Origin of the sequence: Christiangramia echinicola DSM 19838, from assembly GCF_000423065.1 — a bacterium.
In the GTDB taxonomy this organism is placed as follows: Bacteria; Bacteroidota; Bacteroidia; order Flavobacteriales; family Flavobacteriaceae; genus Christiangramia; species Christiangramia echinicola.
Window position 1 is genome coordinate 148359 of record NZ_AUHG01000010.1, and the last position, 18004, is coordinate 166362.

The 18004-nt window shown below is 37.7% G+C and carries 14 protein-coding genes; 7 read left to right on the plus strand and 7 right to left on the minus strand.

Annotation, left to right across the window (positions count from 1 at the left end):
* Positions 1-24 precede the first annotated feature (24 nt).
* From G530_RS0101085 to uvrC, 3 genes are all read right to left on the minus strand, one after another.
* Positions 25-1197: a homogentisate 1,2-dioxygenase gene (locus G530_RS0101085; protein WP_026932767.1), complete on the minus strand. Its 1173-nt coding sequence runs from the start codon at positions 1195-1197 to the stop codon at positions 25-27.
* 172 nt (positions 1198-1369) lie between these two features.
* Entirely contained in the window at positions 1370-3598 is a 2229-nt protein-coding gene (locus G530_RS0101090; protein ID WP_026932768.1) for a patatin-like phospholipase family protein, read from the minus strand.
* On the minus strand, positions 3599-5392 hold the full coding sequence (gene uvrC / locus G530_RS0101095; protein ID WP_026932769.1) for an excinuclease ABC subunit UvrC: 1794 nt from the start codon (positions 5390-5392) through the stop codon (positions 3599-3601).
* Between the two features lie 251 nt (positions 5393-5643).
* Here uvrC and G530_RS0101100 point away from each other — a divergent pair, with 251 nt between their 5' ends.
* From G530_RS0101100 to G530_RS0101130, 7 genes are all read left to right on the plus strand, one after another.
* The gene (locus G530_RS0101100; protein WP_026932770.1) at positions 5644-7869 is read left to right on the plus strand and encodes a TonB-dependent receptor; all 2226 of its coding nucleotides are present in this window, start codon (positions 5644-5646) and stop codon (positions 7867-7869) included.
* 114 nt (positions 7870-7983) lie between these two features.
* On the plus strand, positions 7984-8436 hold the full coding sequence (locus tag G530_RS0101105; RefSeq protein WP_026932771.1) for an ATP-dependent zinc protease family protein: 453 nt from the start codon (positions 7984-7986) through the stop codon (positions 8434-8436).
* The gene (rimK, locus tag G530_RS0101110) at positions 8405-9277 is read left to right on the plus strand and encodes a 30S ribosomal protein S6--L-glutamate ligase (protein WP_026932772.1); all 873 of its coding nucleotides are present in this window, start codon (positions 8405-8407) and stop codon (positions 9275-9277) included. The genes G530_RS0101105 and rimK overlap by 32 nt, the downstream gene beginning before the upstream one ends.
* Positions 9278-9280: 3 nt before the next feature.
* Complete coding sequence (locus G530_RS0101115; protein WP_026932773.1) at positions 9281-10282, plus strand: succinylglutamate desuccinylase/aspartoacylase family protein; 1002 nt, start codon at positions 9281-9283, stop codon at positions 10280-10282.
* Positions 10263-10835 (plus strand): 5-formyltetrahydrofolate cyclo-ligase, encoded by a 573-nt coding sequence (locus G530_RS0101120; protein ID WP_026932774.1) that lies wholly within the window; start codon positions 10263-10265, stop codon positions 10833-10835. Before G530_RS0101115 ends, G530_RS0101120 begins: the two co-directional genes overlap by 20 nt.
* A gap of 53 nt (positions 10836-10888) precedes the next feature.
* Positions 10889-12343, plus strand: a complete 1455-nt coding sequence (locus G530_RS0101125; protein WP_026932775.1) for a sensor histidine kinase — start codon at positions 10889-10891, stop codon at positions 12341-12343.
* A 12-nt stretch (positions 12344-12355) separates the two neighbouring features.
* Positions 12356-12772, plus strand: a complete 417-nt coding sequence (locus tag G530_RS0101130) for a response regulator (protein ID WP_026932776.1) — start codon at positions 12356-12358, stop codon at positions 12770-12772.
* Here the strand turns inward: G530_RS0101130 and G530_RS0101135 are convergent.
* The 4 genes from G530_RS0101135 to ileS form a co-directional block, all read right to left on the minus strand.
* Positions 12769-13392 (minus strand): lipoprotein signal peptidase, encoded by a 624-nt coding sequence (locus tag G530_RS0101135; protein ID WP_026932777.1) that lies wholly within the window; start codon positions 13390-13392, stop codon positions 12769-12771. The two genes, G530_RS0101130 and G530_RS0101135, sit on opposite strands and share 4 nt — an antisense overlap.
* A gap of 43 nt (positions 13393-13435) precedes the next feature.
* A complete protein-coding gene (locus tag G530_RS0101140) occupies positions 13436-14056 on the minus strand; it encodes a DUF4097 family beta strand repeat-containing protein (protein ID WP_026932778.1) in 621 nt (206 codons plus the stop codon).
* A 73-nt stretch (positions 14057-14129) separates the two neighbouring features.
* Positions 14130-14513, minus strand: coding sequence for a TraR/DksA family transcriptional regulator (locus G530_RS0101145; RefSeq protein ID WP_026932779.1), 384 nt, complete (start codon positions 14511-14513; stop codon positions 14130-14132).
* 3 nt (positions 14514-14516) lie between these two features.
* The gene (ileS, locus tag G530_RS0101150) at positions 14517-17918 is read right to left on the minus strand and encodes an isoleucine--tRNA ligase (RefSeq protein WP_026932780.1); all 3402 of its coding nucleotides are present in this window, start codon (positions 17916-17918) and stop codon (positions 14517-14519) included.
* Positions 17919-18004: the final 86 nt, after the last annotated feature.

Consider the following 18004-nt stretch of genomic DNA (forward strand, 5'->3'; position numbering starts at 1 on the left):
TGTGCTGATAAATCTTCTTTCATATTAATGATCGTGTCCATCTTCTAACCATGATTTATGATAGCTATCATCAGCTATCTCCATGGCATCTTCAGTAAGCATTAATGGCTTAAACGTGTCAACCATCACTGCCAGTTCCTCTGTCTCTACCTGCCCAATACTTCTTTCAACAGCCCCCGGGTGCGGTCCATGCGGAATTCCTGCAGGGTGAAGAGAAATATGTCCGGCTTCAATATCATTTCTGCTCATAAAATCACCATCTACATAATATAACACCTCATCACTGTCTATATTGCTGTGACTATATGGTGCTGGAATAGATTCTGGATGATAATCATATTTTCTAGGGCAGAAGCTACAAACAACAAATGCATCTGTTTCAAAAGTTTGATGCACCGGCGGCGGCTGGTGGATCCTTCCCGTTATAGGTTCAAAATCGTGTATCGAAAAGGCGTATGGATAATTATAACCGTCATAACCTACCACATCAAATGGATGAGTAGCATAAACCATGTCGAATATTTCACCTTGCTTTTTGATTTTGATCAAAAAATCACCTTTTTCATCATTAGTCTCAAGTTCATGAGGCTGCCTAAGATCACGTTCACAAAATGGTGAATGCTCTAATAATTGCCCGAACCAGTTTCTATATCTCTTAGGAGTATAAATAGGCCTTCTGGATTCAACTATAAAAAGCCTGTTATCTTCATCGTCGAAATCTATTTTATATATCGTTCCTCTAGGGATCAACAAATAATCGCCATATTTAAAATCCAGATTCCCCAGGTGAGTACGCAACTTTCCACTACCCTTATGGATGAAAAGAAGCTCATCTGCATCAGAATTCTTATAGAAATAATCTTCTGTAGAACCCTGAGGAGACGCAAGTATGATATCACAATCTGCATTGGTAAGCACAGGCTTACGACTTTTAAGATAATCTGGATGTGGTGTTACCTGAAAACCTTTAAGCCTGTATGATTTTAAATTATTCTCTATCGCTATTTTAGGTTTCACATCATAACTACCTTTTATCTCCTTAACCTGAGTAGGACGATGTTCATGATATAAATTGGAAGACATTCCATCAAACCCGATAGTACCAAAAAGCTGCTCATAGTAGAGGCTTCCATCTGGTTTTCTAAATACCGTATGGCGTTTATGTGGAATTTTACCTAGTTTATGATAAAAAGGCATAATTTTTAATTTTTTAATCGATTAAAATCCATCAAATCTTTAAAAGATTGGGATTTTTTCGAGTTTATTTTTCGAATATTACAAATATCATGAAAATTTAGCGAAACAATCTTAAAAGTAGACTAAAAACAAGGCTTCAGAAGCCTAAAATATTAAGAACCGCTAAAAATTTTTAAAACCAGAAGCCAAGGCTAAAAAACCAGTAACTTTCCTCTACCTCTGGTGAATAAGTATATTTCACCTCCATAGGGCCCATAAAAGTATCTATACCATAACCCAACGCGTAGCCTGTATAGTCTGGCCAGGAGAACCAATTACCGGAAGTGTATAATCTATCTTCTACGTTGGCTAAATTGGCACTAGCTATAATATGATTCTTCCGGGCAACCTGGTAATCTAGTTCAAAGAGCGCCTTGATATAACTATCTGCAGATAAGCTGAGGAAGTCATAGCCATAGAACGGCTTGATATTATTAATAAAATCGTTCCCATAACCTCCAAGGAAAAAATCTAGCACTTCAGTCCCATCATTCCCTATCTTGAAACCTGTTTCAGTAGAAATACGTGTAGTTAATTTTTGGAAAGGCGTCACTGCATAACCAATTGCTCCTTTAGCAATAGAGAATTCAGCAAAATTATCATTAAAATCTGTCGAGTAAAGGTAAACATGAAAATCACCGCTAAAACTGACTCCTTTCGTAGGAAAATATCGGTTATCGTAGGAATCATATTTTACATACCCAAAGGCGCTCGCATAATGGCTATTATCAAAAATTAGATCATTATTCTCATTATTAAGGTCATTGAAGGTGGTTGAACTAAACTTTAAATATTTATGTTCTACTCCTGCACCTATAGAAAATACCTGCTGGAAAAGAGTTTCCGCATATAACTGGTTCGTAAAATCCTTGAAATTAACCTCCAGTTCCGCTACAGAAGGAAAGTCATCGCTGTCTTCAATTTTTCTAATGCTATTAAGATTTATATATTTTTCAAATGTATTATACCTGGAATTTAAACCCACGCTCCAGTAATATCCTTTATCCAGATAGTAATTAAAATTATACCGCAGATTATCACCTACGATAACATCTAAAGAAGCCACATCGTTAGTAAAAAGGAGACTTTTTCGGGTTAGATTTACCAAGGCACTACTTTTATAAAGTTCATCATAATGTAGACCAAGCCTTAAAAGCATTTTATTCTCACTCTCTTCTATCTGCATCGCCAGGGTATAATTCCCATTTTCATCCTGGGGAATTAACTGGTAATTTACCCTATCAAAGTTTCCTGTAGCCGAGAGGTTATTTATTCCAATATTAAGATCATCAAAATTATAGGGCTCGTCGTAGTCCAGTTTCAGTTTCCCCTGAACATAAGCCCGGGGATAAGTATTATTTCCTTCCAGCGTTAATCCACTAATATTGAAGGTGTCAATTTTACGAACCGATTCTCTCTCATATCTATCCTCAGAAATACTTGCCAGGTCTATTAATTCAGGTATTTTTTTTAATGCCGCCACTCTTCCAGAATCTATAATGGCATTCCCTGCATCGAAAGACATTACCGAAAAAGGAGATATATTCGGTTTTATATAAATATCTGTCAGTGGAATCTTCTCACGCATATCACCGATAGTTCTGAAATTACTGATCTGCGACATGATCTCGAACACATTTTTCAATTTATCCCGCTCTACAAGACTATCCTGAACATCTACACCTATAACGAAATCTGCTCCTCTTCTCCTCAACTCTTCTACCGGATAATTATTCGCCACCCCGCCATCTGTTAGCAACTGATCATCAACTTTTATAGGACTCAAAATAGTTGGAATAGCACCACTCGCAGATATGGCTTTAGCCAGAGAACCTTTATCAAGAATAACTGCTTCCCCGGTTTCAACATTGGCGGCAACACAGAAGAATGGTATTTGCAGCTTACTAAAGTCATTTACATCACTTACATGGATAGTAAGACGTGACATAAGGTTATAAATATTTTGTCCTTTGAAAAGGCCGGTAGGAAAAGAAATATCAAAGTTATCGAATGGCAAGGTTATAGCGTACTTCTCAGAATCTTCCTTTTCATAAAAAGTTTTAGCTCGTCTGGGAAGATCATCCTGGATTAAAATGTCAAAATTCTGGTGATTGAAAATCGAATCCAGCTCATTTGCAGAATAGCCGGAAGCATACAAACCTCCAATGATTGCGCCCATACTGGTCCCACCTATATAATCGATCTTAATTCCCTGTTCTTCGAGCACTTTTAGCACCCCAATATGCGCGAGTCCTTTAGCCCCTCCTCCACTTAACACCAAGCCTACCTTTGGCTCGTTCTTTTCTTGGCTAATACCAGTTAAAGTGAAAACGAGTAGAATGAGGACTAATAATTTTCGCATTTATTTGGTGTGATAATAATTATATATGATTCCTGCTTTAGAGGCTCCAACAACATCGGCAAGGTCTTTTTGAGAAGCCTCTTTTACCCTCTTTAAAGACCTGAAATGTGTCAATAATTCCACTACAGTTTTTTCTCCTATTCCCTGGATAGAATCTAACTCTGTATTTAGCGCAGTTTTACTTCTTTTATTGCGATGAAAAGTGATTCCGAATCTATGCGCCTCATTCCTAAGTTGCTGAATAATCTTTAGGGTTTCAGATTTCTTATCCAGGTAAAGAGGAATTGAATCATCAGGGTAAAAAATCTCTTCCAGTCTTTTCGCTATTCCAATAATAGCAATTTTACCTCTTAAACCAAGGTCCTCCAAAGCCTTTACGCCACTAGACAACTGCCCTTTCCCCCCATCTACGATGATGAGCTCTGGCAGATCCTCCCCTTCACTAAGAAGCCTGCGATATCTTCTAAAAACAACCTCTTCCATAGAGGCAAAATCATTAGGGCCTTCAACGGTCTTGATATTAAATTTACGATAATCTTTCTTACTGGGTTTACCATTTTTAAAAACCACGCATGCCGCAACGGGATTACTCCCCTGTATATTAGAATTATCAAAACATTCAATATGTCTGGGTTCTTTATTAAGCCTTAGATCTTCTTTCATCTGAGCCATAACCCTATTTACATGTCTGTCTGGGTCTACGATCTTCATTTGCTTGAACCTTTCCTGGCGGAAATATTTCGCGTTACGTTCAGACAATTCAACAATCTTTTTCTTATCTCCCAGCTTAGGTACCGTGATCTTTAATTCCTCCCCGACATCTACCTTAAAGGGAACGTATATTTCTCTTGAATTTGAATTAAAACGCTGACGGATCTCCACTATGGCTAGTTCCAGAAGTTCGCGATCGCTTTCGTCCAGTTTCTTTTTCATTTCAATTGTATGAGAACGAATAATAGAACCGTGAGATAACTGAAGAAAATTCACGTAGCCGTATCCTTCATCTGTAACAACAGAGAAAACATCAACATTGGTGATCTTAGGATTTACAACCGTAGATTTTGACTGGTAATTCTCCAGCACATCAATCTTATTTTTGATACGCTGAGCATCCTCGAATTCCATTCTTTCGGCATGTTCTTTCATCTGGTTTCTAAATCGCTGCAAAGAATCTTTGAAATTTCCTTTTACGATCTGCCTTATAGCTTCAATATTATTATTGTATTCCTCTTCAGGCTGTAATGCTTCACATGGTCCTTTGCAATTGCCCAGGTGATATTCCAGACACACCTTATATTTCCCCTGTCTTATCTTATCTTCAGCAAGATCATAATTACAGGTTCTTAATTTATAAAGGCCCTTTATAAGGTCTAATAACGTGTTCACAGTTTTGAAACTAGTGAACGGACCATAATATTCACTACCATCTTTGATCAAACGACGGGTTGGAAAAACTCTGGGAAAACGTTCATTTTTAATACATATCCAGGGATAGGTCTTGTCATCTTTCAGCATCACATTAAAGCGAGGCTGAAGCTTTTTAATAAGATTGTTCTCCAGGAGCAGCGCATCGGTTTCAGAAGAAACAACGATATGCCTAATTTCCTGTATTTTCTTCACCATTACACCTATACGGTGACTATCATGGCTTTTATTGAAGTATGAGGTTACTCGTTTTTTGAGATTCTTGGCTTTCCCAACGTACAGTATCTTCCCGTTCTTATCGAAATATTGATAAACACCCGGGCTGTTGGGCAAAGTTTTTAATTGAACTTCCAGGGCAGGTTTTTCCATTAGTTCAAATTTAAAATATAATTGAAAGCTTCGGGAGAAATTACCCTAACAAATTACAAAATCAGATTTAGACTAAAATAAATTTCATTTTCCTTCCTGTATAAGGCCTCTACTATCCTGTAGCAACACTCAGAAAAAAATAAATTCAAGCTCTTTATCCAGAACGATTTTTCCGATATTTGACGGCCTCAAAATCCAGAACTATATAAAACTCGTATTTCTATAAGAGGCTTCCTCACTAAAAATTAACTATGAAGAGACTACCGCTGCTAATATTTTTTCTGATTACAATTTGTTCTGCTCAAAATAAGTCCTTTAAGGGCCAGGTATATGATGAAAAAGACAACCCCCTGGAAAATGTAGCTATATATAGCAAAAGTTCTGGATTTCATACTCACACCAATGCTAACGGGGAATTTTTATTAAAAAATGTCTTAGCGGGAGAAGTGCTTAAAATAACTAACCTTGGTTTTAAAACTATAGAGCATACCATTACCCCAGATGATTTTACCAGAGAGATAATTTTTGAACTGGAAGAAACAACCATGAACCTCAACCAGATCGTAATAAATGGAGAAAGAGATGTTTTAAGCGAAATCACCAGGGTAGACCTGAAAATAAACCCAGTGAAATCTTCCCAGGAAATTCTAAGAAAAGTACCTGGCTTGATCATAGGGCAGCATGCAGGCGGAGGAAAGGCAGAACAGATATTTTTACGTGGCTTTGATATTGATCACGGTACAGATATTTCTCTTTCTGTAGACGGAATGCCAGTAAATATGGTATCCCATGCACATGGACAGGGATACAGTGACCTGCACTTCCTTATTCCTGAAACGATCAAAAATATTGAATTTGGCATGGGGCCTTACCATCCCGATCATGGAAATTTCGCTACCGCAGGATTTGTAAATTTCAAAACCGTGGATAAACTTGAGCAAAATATGGTTTCCATGGAATTGGGTCAGTTCAACAGTAAGCGACTGGTTGGAATGTTTAATGTGCTGGACAAGGACTATAGCAATGCATTCATAGCAAGTTCCCTTAATTTATTTGATGGACCATTCGAAAGTCCGCAGAATTTCAACCGATTTAATATCATGGGAAAATATAATTATAAGGTTCCCGGAGAAGAAGAGCTAAACCTTACCATGTCACACTTTCAAAGTAAGTGGGACGCTTCCGGGCAGATTCCAGAGCGGGCGGTTGCCGATGGTTCTATCAGCAGGTTTGGTGCTATAGATGACACTGAGGGTGGAAAAACCAGCAGAACAAATATCCTGGTAAACCACACCCGTAACCTTACAGATTCGAAGAAATTAAAAACACGGGCTTTTTATTCTCATTATGATTTCGAGTTATATTCTAATTTCACTTTTTTCCTGGAAGATCCTGTAAATGGAGATCAGATCAAGCAAAAGGAAGACAGAAACATTCTTGGAGCAGAAACTGTTTTTGAATACAGAGGGGATAACCTGCCTTTGGAAATGGATTATTCAGCCGGGATTGGTTTCAGGTATGACGACAGTAATCTTAATGAGCTTTCCAGGACTAAGAACCGCGATGAACTTCTGGAAAGACTGGCTTACGGAAATGTAGATGAAACCAATTTGTATGGATTTTTTAATACAGGCTTCGATTTTGGCAAACTTCAGGTAAACCCAGGCTTAAGACTGGATTATTTCAACTTCGCTTATGAAAATCTTATCACTGAAACTTATGATAATAAGAGCGAGAATAAGTTGTTTTTAAGTCCGAAATTGAATTTTAATTACAATGCTTCAAATTCTTTACAGCTTTACCTAAAAAGCGGAATAGGATTCCACTCCAATGATTCACGAGTAGTGGTTGCCAGGGATGGTGAAGAGATCCTTCCCGCTGCCTATGGTACAGATCTAGGATTAATTTACAAACCAGGCAGTAAATGGATCCTTAATACCGCAGCATGGCTTTTGTATCTGGATCAGGAATTTGTGTACGTAGGTGATGCCGCCATTGTTGAACCAAGCGGAAAAACCAGGAGGTTAGGGCTGGACCTGGGTGCCAGGTATCAAGCTACCGACTGGTTATACCTCTATAGTGACCTAAATTATACTTATGCAAGAAGTACAGAAGAAGCATCTGGCGAAGATTATATTCCGTTAGCACCTGAATTCACTTCTACCGGAGGACTGGCTATTGAAAATCTTTCAGGTTTTTCTGGCGCTATTGCTTACAGATATTTAAATGACAGGCCCGCAAATGAAGATTTCAGTATCACTGCAGACGGTTACCTGGTCACAGATCTTAATTTAAATTACCGTATCAATAATCTTCAGTTCGGAATAATCATTGAAAATCTATTCGATACAAAGTGGAATGAAACTCAGTTCGCCACAGAAAGCAGACTGGGACCTGAATTGAACCCGGTTGAAGAAATACATTTTACCCCGGGCACACCTTTCTTTTTAAGAGGAAAAGTGAGCGTGTATTTTTAGATTTCAATACGGCTGAATTTTCTCGATTTTAGTCAGTTTTATTTGCAAAACTTCAATAGTTTATCGTTTATTTTTGCTTTTAAGTGAAGCGACAGCATTTTAGTATATTGCAGTATGGAAAAAAAAGTGATCGGAAGGATTGATAAAGCAGATTTCCCAGCATTAAATCTTAACGACATTGCCATTAAAATTGATACCGGGGCCTACACTTCCTCTATTCATTGTCACAATATTATTGAAAAAGATGATGGTATTCATTGTTCTTTTCTGGACGAGGAACATCCACTTTACAATGAAAAAGAAATCATTTTTGAAGATTATGACACTGTTTTTGTGAGAAGCAGTAACGGTATTATTCAGAAAAGATACCAGGTTCAATCTAACATTAAACTGTTCGGTAAAATATTTAAAATATCACTTTCGCTCTCAGACAGACAGGAAATGAGATTTCCAGTATTAATAGGAAGGAAGTTTTTAACCAAAAAATTTATAGTAGACACTGAATTGATCGATGTGTCTTTTAATCAAAAGTTAAATGAAGATAAGAATTCTATCCAGAAACCCTAAACTCTATTCCACGAGTAGACTGGTTGAGGCGGCAAAAAAGAGAAATCATGAAGTAGAAGTGATAGATCCCATAAAATGTGATCTCATTATCGAAAAAAAGAAACCTACAATCTACTATAAAGGCCATTGGCTTGAAGAAACAGATGCGGTAATCCCAAGAATAGGTGCTTCTGTTACATTTTTTGGTACGGCAGTAGTGAGACAATTCGAAATGATGGGAACCTTTACTACTACAGAATCTCAGGCACTGGTTAGAAGTCGCGATAAGTTGAGAAGTCTCCAGATACTTTCAAGAGCAAGGCTAGGTCTTCCAAAAACTGTATTTACCAATTATTCTAAAGATGTAACCGAAATTTTAGAACACGTAGGTGGTGCTCCGGTAATTATCAAATTGCTAGAGGGAACCCAGGGACTTGGTGTTGTACTAGCTGAAACTCAAAATGCTGCTGAATCTGTAATTGAAGCTTTTAATGGTTTACAGGCGAGGGTGATCGTACAGGAATTTATCAAGGAAGCCGGTGGTGCAGATATTAGAGCTTTTGTGGTAGACGGACAGGTAGTTGGGGCTATGAAAAGACAGGGTAAAGAAGGTGAATTCAGGTCTAACCTGCATAGAGGTGGCTCTGCTTCTGTTATCCAGCTTACAGATGAAGAGGAAAATGCAGCGATCAAAGCAGCCAAAGCAATGGCTCTTGGAGTAGCAGGTGTAGATATGTTACAAAGTACTCGAGGTCCTTTAATTCTTGAAGTGAACAGCTCTCCGGGACTGGAAGGAATAGAAGAAGCTACAGGTAAAGATATCGCCAAAACTATTATTAGATACATTGAAAGAAACGTATAGTATATGCCTCGTATAGACAAGAACAATGTTCTTGAAATTTTAGGTGAAAAAGTACTACCCGGTAAGGGCGCAACCATTAATTTTAATATGGCCAAGCTCTATACTACAACCTCTGTTGAGGTTCCGGTTATCATTGAACGTTCTAAAAAGCCTGGACCGGTTGTTCTTTTAACCGCTGGGATTCATGGCGATGAGATAAACGGTGTTGAGATCGTAAGGCAGATTATTTCAAAGGGTATTAATAAACCAAGAATTGGCACTATTATCTGCATTCCTATTGTAAATATTTTCGGTTTTCTGAATATGGCCAGGGAATTTCCTGATGGCAGAGATCTAAACCGGGTTTTTCCAGGATCCAAAAATGGTTCATTAGCCAGTAGATTTGCCTACCAGTTCGTGAAAAAGATCCTACCTATTGCAGATTTCTGTCTCGATTTTCATACCGGAGGAGCGGCAAGATTCAATGCGCCACAAATTAGAGTGAAAAAAGGTGACGAACAAAGCATTAAATATGCGAAGATCTTCAATGCACCCTTTACTATACATTCTAAAACCATCACCAAATCCTACCGGGAAACCTGTTCGAAACTAGGGATACCTGTATTGTTATTTGAAGGTGGAAAATCTCTGGATAGCAATAAGGATGTCGCCAAATATGGAGTGGAAGGAGCTATGAGAATCCTTAGTCATTTGGATATGCTTGCCCCAAAATTCGAATATCCAGATGTTAGAAAAGCAACTGTTCTAATAGGAAGCAGCTCATGGTTAAGAGCTAAATACAGCGGACTTTTACACGTAAAGATACCTTGCGGGAAACATGTGGAAAAAGGAGAATATATCGCCACTATTACAGATCCTTACGGAAAATTCAGGCATAAGATCAAGAGCAATAGCGAAGGATATGTGATAAATGTGAATGAATCGCCCATAGTTTACCAGGGTGATGCAATTTTTCATATTTCTATGCAGCCAAAAACAGAAGAACATGAACAAGGAGGAGCTTAGAAGGAAGTTTAAAGATCTAAGACTTGGGCTAGATAACGAGGATATTGAGAAAATGAGCCTCGAGATCGCCAATAGATCATTGCAACTACCAGTCTGGGATCACAAATACTACCATATTTTTCTAAGTATTGCTGAACAAAAAGAAGTTGACACAGAGTTTCTATTACACATATTGCAAGGGAAAGATAAAGATGTGATCATCTCGAAATCTGATTTTAAAACAGGAGAAATGATAAATTACCTGTTAACAGATCAAACCGTAATTAAAAAAAACCGGTGGAATATACCTGAACCTGTAGAAGGAATAGAGATTACAAATAATAAGCTAGACGTAGTATTTGTACCACTACTAGCCTTTGATAAAAAAGGACATAGAATAGGTTATGGAAAAGGCTTTTATGACCGGTTTCTGGCCGCTTGCAAACCCGATATCATTAAAATAGGCCTGTCTTTTTTCGAACCTATTGAAGAAATTAAAGAGGTATTTGAAAACGACATCCCTTTAAATTACTGTGTTACACCAGATAAGATATATGAATTCAGCAATAAATAATTTTTGTAATGATAAGGTTAATACGTTATTTTTAACCTGAACAAATCACTTTGATGCTCAGCGACCTACAGTTAAATAGCATACTTGAAGACTTTGATATTGCCTACTGGAAAATAAATCTTTTTTCCAAGGAGATCGTTTGGTCTGAGCATTTCAATATACTGGTAGGAAAACCAGAAATTGAGGAGGATCGATTTGAGTTCTTTATCAACCATATCCTCCACCCCGATTATCGGTACGATTTCAGAATACATTTTGAAAAACTAATCAAGGACAATGAACCTTTTAGTTTTGAGATCAAGTTAAAACTTGAGAATGGAAAGTATCGCTGGTTCGAGTGTAAGAATCAGAAAAGCAGGAATAATAACTTTCGCGAGACGGCAGTTCTTCTGTTCGTTAATATACATCAGACCAAAAGGGACCAGTACACTATAGAAGAGAATTTTTTCTATTACCGGGAAACCGCAGAAATGACTTCTACCGGTGGCTGGTACGTAGATACGGTAAATAAGAATATATACTGGGATGACGTCTCCCTGAAGATCGTGGAATGCCCTCGTGATTTTCAGCCGGCTTACGAGGAGCGCATGAAGTTTTACGCAAAAGAGCATCATAACCGCATGAGGAATGCTTTTGATAAATGTGAAAACTTCGGGATTCCTTTTAAACTGGAACTCAAGATGGTCTCTTTTCAGCATCGGGAATTCTGGGTGAGACTAACAGGAAAGCCTGTTTATAACGATGAGCAGGAAGTTGTAGGGATCCGCGGAGTACTACAGAATATCGATGAGAACAAGAATAATGAACTCAACCTTCAGAATTCACTGGATATCATCGCTACTCAAAATTCAAGACTTTTTAATTTTGCCCATATAGTATCTCATCATTTAAGATCTCATAGCAGCAACCTTAGCCTCATAGTTGAATTGCTTCGAGAATCGAAAACCGATAGGGACAAACTGGACCTTTTAGCAAATGTAGAAGATGTTTCAGATAATCTGGATTCAGCCATTTCCAGATTAAATAATATTGTTAGTATTCAAACCTCATTAAAGAAAGAACCGGTTATAATTAAGTTTGAAACTGCTTTAGAGGTTGTACTTGCATCAATTTCATCGCTAATTAATCGAGAAAATGCAAAAATCGTCGCTGAATTTCAGGACTTGAAAGAAATTCGCTATATCCCTGAGTATCTTGAAAGTATTTTGCTAAATTTAATCACGAATGCTATCCGGTACAAGCAGCCGGGGCGTAAACCAGTCATATTTATACAGACCTACGTCGAGAACGATATAGAATATTTAGAAGTTAGCGACAACGGTATGGGAATAGACCTCGATGAGTATGGTGATAAGATGTTTGGTATGTACAAGACCTTCCATCCTAGTAATCCCGAGGCAAAAGGAATTGGTTTATTTATAACTAAGAACCAGGTAGAAGCCCTTGGCGGGAATATATCTGTAAGTAGTACCCTGAACATAGGGACAACATTTAAAATCAAATTCTAGATTCTATTTACTATGGGGCAAAAAGTAGAACTAGCGTGTATTATCGATGACGATAAAATATACGTGAACTTAGTTAAGAAGATCATTGAGATCAAAAAACTTTCTGAGAACCTTCTTATTTACAAGAACGGAAAAGAAGCATTAGACTATTTCAAGGAAATTATGGAGAATGTCACCGATGAGGACAAACTTCCAGACATTATCTTCCTTGACCTTAACATGCCAGTTATGGATGGCTGGGAGTTTCTTACAGAATTTATTAAGATCAAGAATAACCTGAATAAGAAGATTACCTTATACGTGGTTAGTTCTTCTATAGATCCTCGTGACCTGGAAAGAGCTAAATCGTTTAACCTGGTTACAGATTATCTTATTAAGCCAATAGAATTGAAGAAATTTGAAAAGATCTTTGAAAGAACAGCTGCTTAATCAAGTTTATCTTCAGATTTTTTCTCCTTAGGAAAAGCTCTTTTATTAAAAAACAGCAACATTACCACTCCTACACTTATAGCTGAATCGGCAATATTGAAAACCGGTTCAAAAAATGTAAAATATTTTCCGCCCCAAAAAGGCATCCACTCCGGCAAATAACCTTTCCATAGAGGGAAATAGAGCATGTCTACCACCTTCCCATGAAATAATGAGCTATATCCTCCTGCTTCGGGTAAAAAGCTCGCTACCTGGCCGTAACTATCATTAAAAATAACACCATAAAAAACTGAATCTATAATATTGCCAAAAGCTCCGGCAAATATCAAGGCGATGGACACAATAAGAATCCTTGAACCGCCCTTTTTTACTGAATCCCAAAGCCAGTAACCAATTCCCACGATCGCAGCCAGACGAAAGAGAGTTAAAGCCAGCTTACCATATTCTCCCGGAATTTTAGTTCCCCAGGCCATCCCTTCATTTTCTACGAATAGTATTTTAAACCAATCGAAGACTTCGATTTCTTCTCCTAGGGAGAAATGAGTTTTGATATATAACTTGGAAATCTGATCTATTAAAAGGATCACTACTATTAGAAATCCGGCTTTTTTAAGGGACATGAATCTATTTAATTTGAAAACGGGTCAAAAATACTAATATTATTTAGTTTTTAAGCACCTTAATATTACCGTCTATACTGGTGAGTCTTAATGGATTTCGGCCAGGTAAAATTTCAGGGATATCCACTTTGCCATTCCGGCTGTTGGCTTCTATTAGTCCTGCAGATGTTTCAACCATTATATTTCCCGAATAGGTATTTATTACAGCATCTCCGGAGAAATCCAGGAGTTGACAATATCCGCCTTTTAATTCAGCAAAGATCGAAGTAAAAGGTCCTTTAGTTTTCAAAGATGCGATATTTGAACTTACATTCACACGCATCCCATGTGGAACCTCTAGTTCTATTTCTAAAGAAAATACTTTGTGGGCGCTTAACTTATCGTAGCCACCGGCTAATTTTTGTGGATAATTGGTAGTGATCTTTAATTCATCCCCAATAATGGAAGAACTTAAAAGTATATCATTAAAATATTCACCTTCAGAATGAGAATTGATCTTAATCTCTGAGGTTTTGGTTGAAATTATACTAATAAGGTAAACCTCATCGGTTTGTATATTAATAATTTCAATATTATTAGCTTCAATTATCTCACGGGTATCTTTTTGAGAAAAAGAAGATGCGCTTATTAAAACTCCAATTACCAAAAATAATTTCTTCAGCATCACTCCTTTTTTTCAACAAAAAAACGTCCAAACAGGAAGTCAGGACGTTTTAATTTTAATATGTTCTAATGATTTATCGTTGCATGTTTTTTGCTTCGATACTTAGTGTAGCGTGTGGTACTAATAACAATCTTTCTTTTGCTATAAGCTTACCGGTTACTCTACAAACTCCATAAGTTTTATTCTCAATACGCGTTAAGGCGTTCTTAAGATCTCTAATGAATTTCTCCTGACGTATAGCTAATTGAGAATTGGCTTCCTTACTCATAGTTTCGCTACCTTCTTCAAAAGCTTTAAATGTTGGAGAGGTATCATCTGTACCATTATTACCATCATTCTTATAAGCGTTTTGATAGATCTCCAGCTGCTCCTGAGCTTTATCAATCTTCTTTCTAATCAGAGTTTTGAACTCTGCCAAATCAGCGTCGCTGTAACGTTCTTTTACTTCTGTAGACATGGCTTAATGTTTTTTAATGAACAATCGGGTGGTAACCTCATCAAATTCTACCTCAGCACCTTCATCTACCACCTCTGCAAATTCGAGCTTTGCAGTTAATGTTTCGTTTTTAATATAAATTATATTATCGTTTACGGCATCCTCGATAATACCGTCCTTTTGTAGGGTTACATCTATTGTATCAGTCACTTCGTAGCCTGAATCCTTTCGGAGGTTCTGGATCCTGTTAACCAGCTCTCTGGCAACACCTTCCTTCTTCAACTCCGGACTGATACTAACGTCCAGGGCTACTGTAAGGCCACCATTGCTGGCAACCAACCATCCTTCAATATCTTGAGAAGATATCTCTACCTCTTCAAGAGACAATTTAACTAATTTTTTGTTAATTTCTACTTCAATCTCGCCGTCACGCTCGATTTTTGAGATTTCTTCAGCGCTAAAATTGTTTACCGCACTGACAATCAGTTTAATATCCTTACCAAATCTTGGGCCAAGAATTCTGAAATTAGGTTTTATCTGCTTCACTAACAGACCTGATGCATCATCGATAAGCTCGATTTCCTTTACATTAACTTCAGATTTTATTAGATCCTCAACAGCCTTGATCTCTTGTTTTTGAACCTCGTCAAGTACCGGAATCATTACCCTTTGCAAAGGTTGCCTTACCTTGATCATTTCCTTTTTACGAAGCGAAAGCACTAGAGAAGAGATAGTTTGCGCCTTCTCCATTTTACGCTCCAGAGATTTATCAACAAAATTTGGTTCATAAACCGGAAAATCGGCAATATGTATCGAATCTGACTTATCTTTTCCTGTTGCCGCATTTAGATCTTTAAACAGTCTGTCCATAAAGAACGGCGCAACCGGAGCTCCAAGCTTAGCCACGGTTTCCAGACAGGTATAAAGTGTTTGGTATGCAGATATCTTATCCTGCTCGTAATCACCTTTCCAGAATCTCCTTCTACTTAGTCTTACAAACCAGTTACTCAAGTTTTCCTGAACAAATTCTGAAATCGCCCTGGTAGCTTTAGTAGGTTCATAATCTGCATAGAACTTATCTACTTTTTCTATAAGCGTGTGCAATTCTGAAAGTATCCATCTATCTATCTCAGGTCTTTCTTCCAGAGCTACATCAGCTTCTGAATAAGAAAACTCATCGATATTCGCATATAACGTAAAGAAAGAATAGGTGTTGTATAGTGTTCCGAAGAACTTACGCTGAACTTCCCCTATGCCTTCAATATCAAATTTTAAGTTATCCCATGGGTTAGCATTCGAGATCATGTACCAACGAGTAGCATCGGGACCGTAAACCGCAAGGGTCTCAAAGGGATCTACCGCATTACCTAAACGCTTGGACATCTTCTGACCATTCTTGTCTAAAACAAGCCCATTAGAAACAACATTTTTATAAGCAACATCATCAAAGATCATGGTTGCAATTGCGTGTAAAGTATAGAACCAACCTCTGGTCTGGTCTACTCCTTCAGCAATAAAATCGGCTTTACGCCATTTATCTTCTACTTTTTCTTTATTCTCAAATGGGTAATGCCACTGTGAATAAGGCATAGAACCAGAATCGAACCATACGTCGATAAGATCTGCTTCACGTTTCATTGGTTTTCCAGAATCGGAAACCAAGGTAATAGTATCTACTACATTTTTATGAAGATCTACTTTATCATAGTTCTCTTCACTCATGTTACCCGGCTCAAAGTCTTCGAAAATATCCTTTTCAAGGACTCCGGCGTCCACGGCTTTCGCCATTTCCTCCTTAAGCTGAGCTACTGAACCTATAACCTTAACCTCTGTCCCATCCTCTGTTCTCCAGATAGGTAGCGGGATTCCCCAATATCGGCTTCGGCTTAAGTTCCAGTCGTTAGCATTCGCTAACCAGTTTCCAAAACGGCCTTCTCCTGTAGATTTTGGTTTCCAGTTAATGGTCTGGTTTAAATCATGCATTCTATCCTTGAATTCGGTCACTTTAATGAACCAGGAATCCAATGGATAATATAATATAGGTTTATCTGTTCTCCAGCAATTCGGGTAGCTGTGAACATATTTTTCAACTTTAAAAGCCCTGTTATCTTCTTTTAATTTGATAGCAAGTTCAACATCTACAGACTTTTCAGGTGCTTCTCCTTCATCATAATATTCATTCTTCACATACTTGCCAGCAAACTCACCCATTTCTGATCTGAATCTACCCTGAAGATCTACAAGCGGAACAAGATTTCCATTCTCGTCTTTCACCAACAATGGCGGAACCTCCGGAGTGGCTTGTTTTGCAACCATGGCATCATCTGCACCAAAGGTTGGCGCTGTATGCACAATTCCGGTACCATCTTCAGTTGTTACAAAGTCTCCAGAAATAATTCTAAAGGCATTTTCAGGATTATCGTTTGGCTGAGCGTATGGCAGTAACTGCTCATATTGGATACCCACAAGATCTTTTCCAGTAAAGCTTTCCCCAACAATATAAGGGATCTTTTTATCCTCTTTAGAATAAGACTTAAGATCTTCTTCAGATTCTGCTTTTCTAAATTTCTTGTCAAATTGCTTTTCTACAAGCTCCTTCGCCACAATAATAGTTATTGGCTCGAAAGTATATTGGTTATAGGTCTTAACTGTTACATAGTTGATCTTAGAACCCACTGTTAAAGCAGTATTCGAAGGCAGCGTCCATGGAGTTGTGGTCCAGGCGATAAAGAACAGATTATCAATTCCCTTCAGAAAATCAGGAAGTGTCTCTTCTTTTGCTTTGAACATTGCCGTAACCGTAGTATCGGTCACATCCTGGTAAGTTCCAGGCTGATTAAGCTCATGGGAACTTAAACCTGTACCTGCTTTTGGAGAATATGGCTGAATAGTGTAGCCTTTATAAATAAGATCTTTCTTATAGATCTCAGATAACAGCCACCAAACAGTTTCCATGTATTTGGACTTATAGGTGATATACGGATCTTCCATATCTACCCAATAACCCATCTTTTTGGTAAGATCGTTCCATACATCTGTATAACGCATTACTGCATTTTTACATGCCTCGTTATACTTTTCTACGCTGATCTTAGAACCAATATCTTCTTTGGTAATTCCAAGCTCTTTTTCTACACCAAGTTCTATGGGAAGACCATGAGTATCCCAACCGGCTTTACGTTTTACCTGGAAACCTTTTTGAGTTTTATATCTACAAAAAATATCCTTGATAGATCGCGCCATCACGTGATGAATACCCGGTAAACCATTTGCTGAAGGCGGACCTTCAAAAAATATGTATGGCTCCTTTCCTTCACGGGTAGATACGCTCTTTTCGAAAATATCATTTTCTTCCCAATAGTTTAGGATTTCTTTAGCCACCTTGGGCAAGTCAAGACCTTTATATTCTGGGAACCTTTTGCTCATTTTCTGCTTTTTTCAAATGATGTGCGAAAATAAGGATTTTTAGAGAAAGAAGATATTAATCTATGGTAAAATACAGGTGTATTTAT

Coding starts and splice junctions, on each gene's coding strand:
- ileS (WP_026932780.1), bottom strand. CDS start 17,918: ATGAGCAAAAGGTTCCCAGAATATAAAGGTCTTGACTTGCCCAAGGTG.
- rimK (WP_026932772.1), top strand. CDS start 8,405: ATGAAGATAAGAATTCTATCCAGAAACCCTAAACTCTATTCCACGAGT.
- G530_RS0101135 (WP_026932777.1), bottom strand. CDS start 13,392: ATGTCCCTTAAAAAAGCCGGATTTCTAATAGTAGTGATCCTTTTAATA.
- G530_RS0101140 (WP_026932778.1), bottom strand. CDS start 14,056: ATGCTGAAGAAATTATTTTTGGTAATTGGAGTTTTAATAAGCGCATCT.
- G530_RS0101105 (WP_026932771.1), top strand. CDS start 7,984: ATGGAAAAAAAAGTGATCGGAAGGATTGATAAAGCAGATTTCCCAGCA.
- G530_RS0101145 (WP_026932779.1), bottom strand. CDS start 14,513: ATGTCTACAGAAGTAAAAGAACGTTACAGCGACGCTGATTTGGCAGAG.
- G530_RS0101100 (WP_026932770.1), top strand. CDS start 5,644: ATGAAGAGACTACCGCTGCTAATATTTTTTCTGATTACAATTTGTTCT.
- G530_RS0101115 (WP_026932773.1), top strand. CDS start 9,281: ATGCCTCGTATAGACAAGAACAATGTTCTTGAAATTTTAGGTGAAAAA.
- G530_RS0101120 (WP_026932774.1), top strand. CDS start 10,263: ATGAACAAGGAGGAGCTTAGAAGGAAGTTTAAAGATCTAAGACTTGGG.
- uvrC (WP_026932769.1), bottom strand. CDS start 5,392: ATGGAAAAACCTGCCCTGGAAGTTCAATTAAAAACTTTGCCCAACAGC.
- G530_RS0101090 (WP_026932768.1), bottom strand. CDS start 3,598: ATGCGAAAATTATTAGTCCTCATTCTACTCGTTTTCACTTTAACTGGT.
- G530_RS0101085 (WP_026932767.1), bottom strand. CDS start 1,197: ATGCCTTTTTATCATAAACTAGGTAAAATTCCACATAAACGCCATACG.
- G530_RS0101130 (WP_026932776.1), top strand. CDS start 12,356: ATGGGGCAAAAAGTAGAACTAGCGTGTATTATCGATGACGATAAAATA.
- G530_RS0101125 (WP_026932775.1), top strand. CDS start 10,889: ATGCTCAGCGACCTACAGTTAAATAGCATACTTGAAGACTTTGATATT.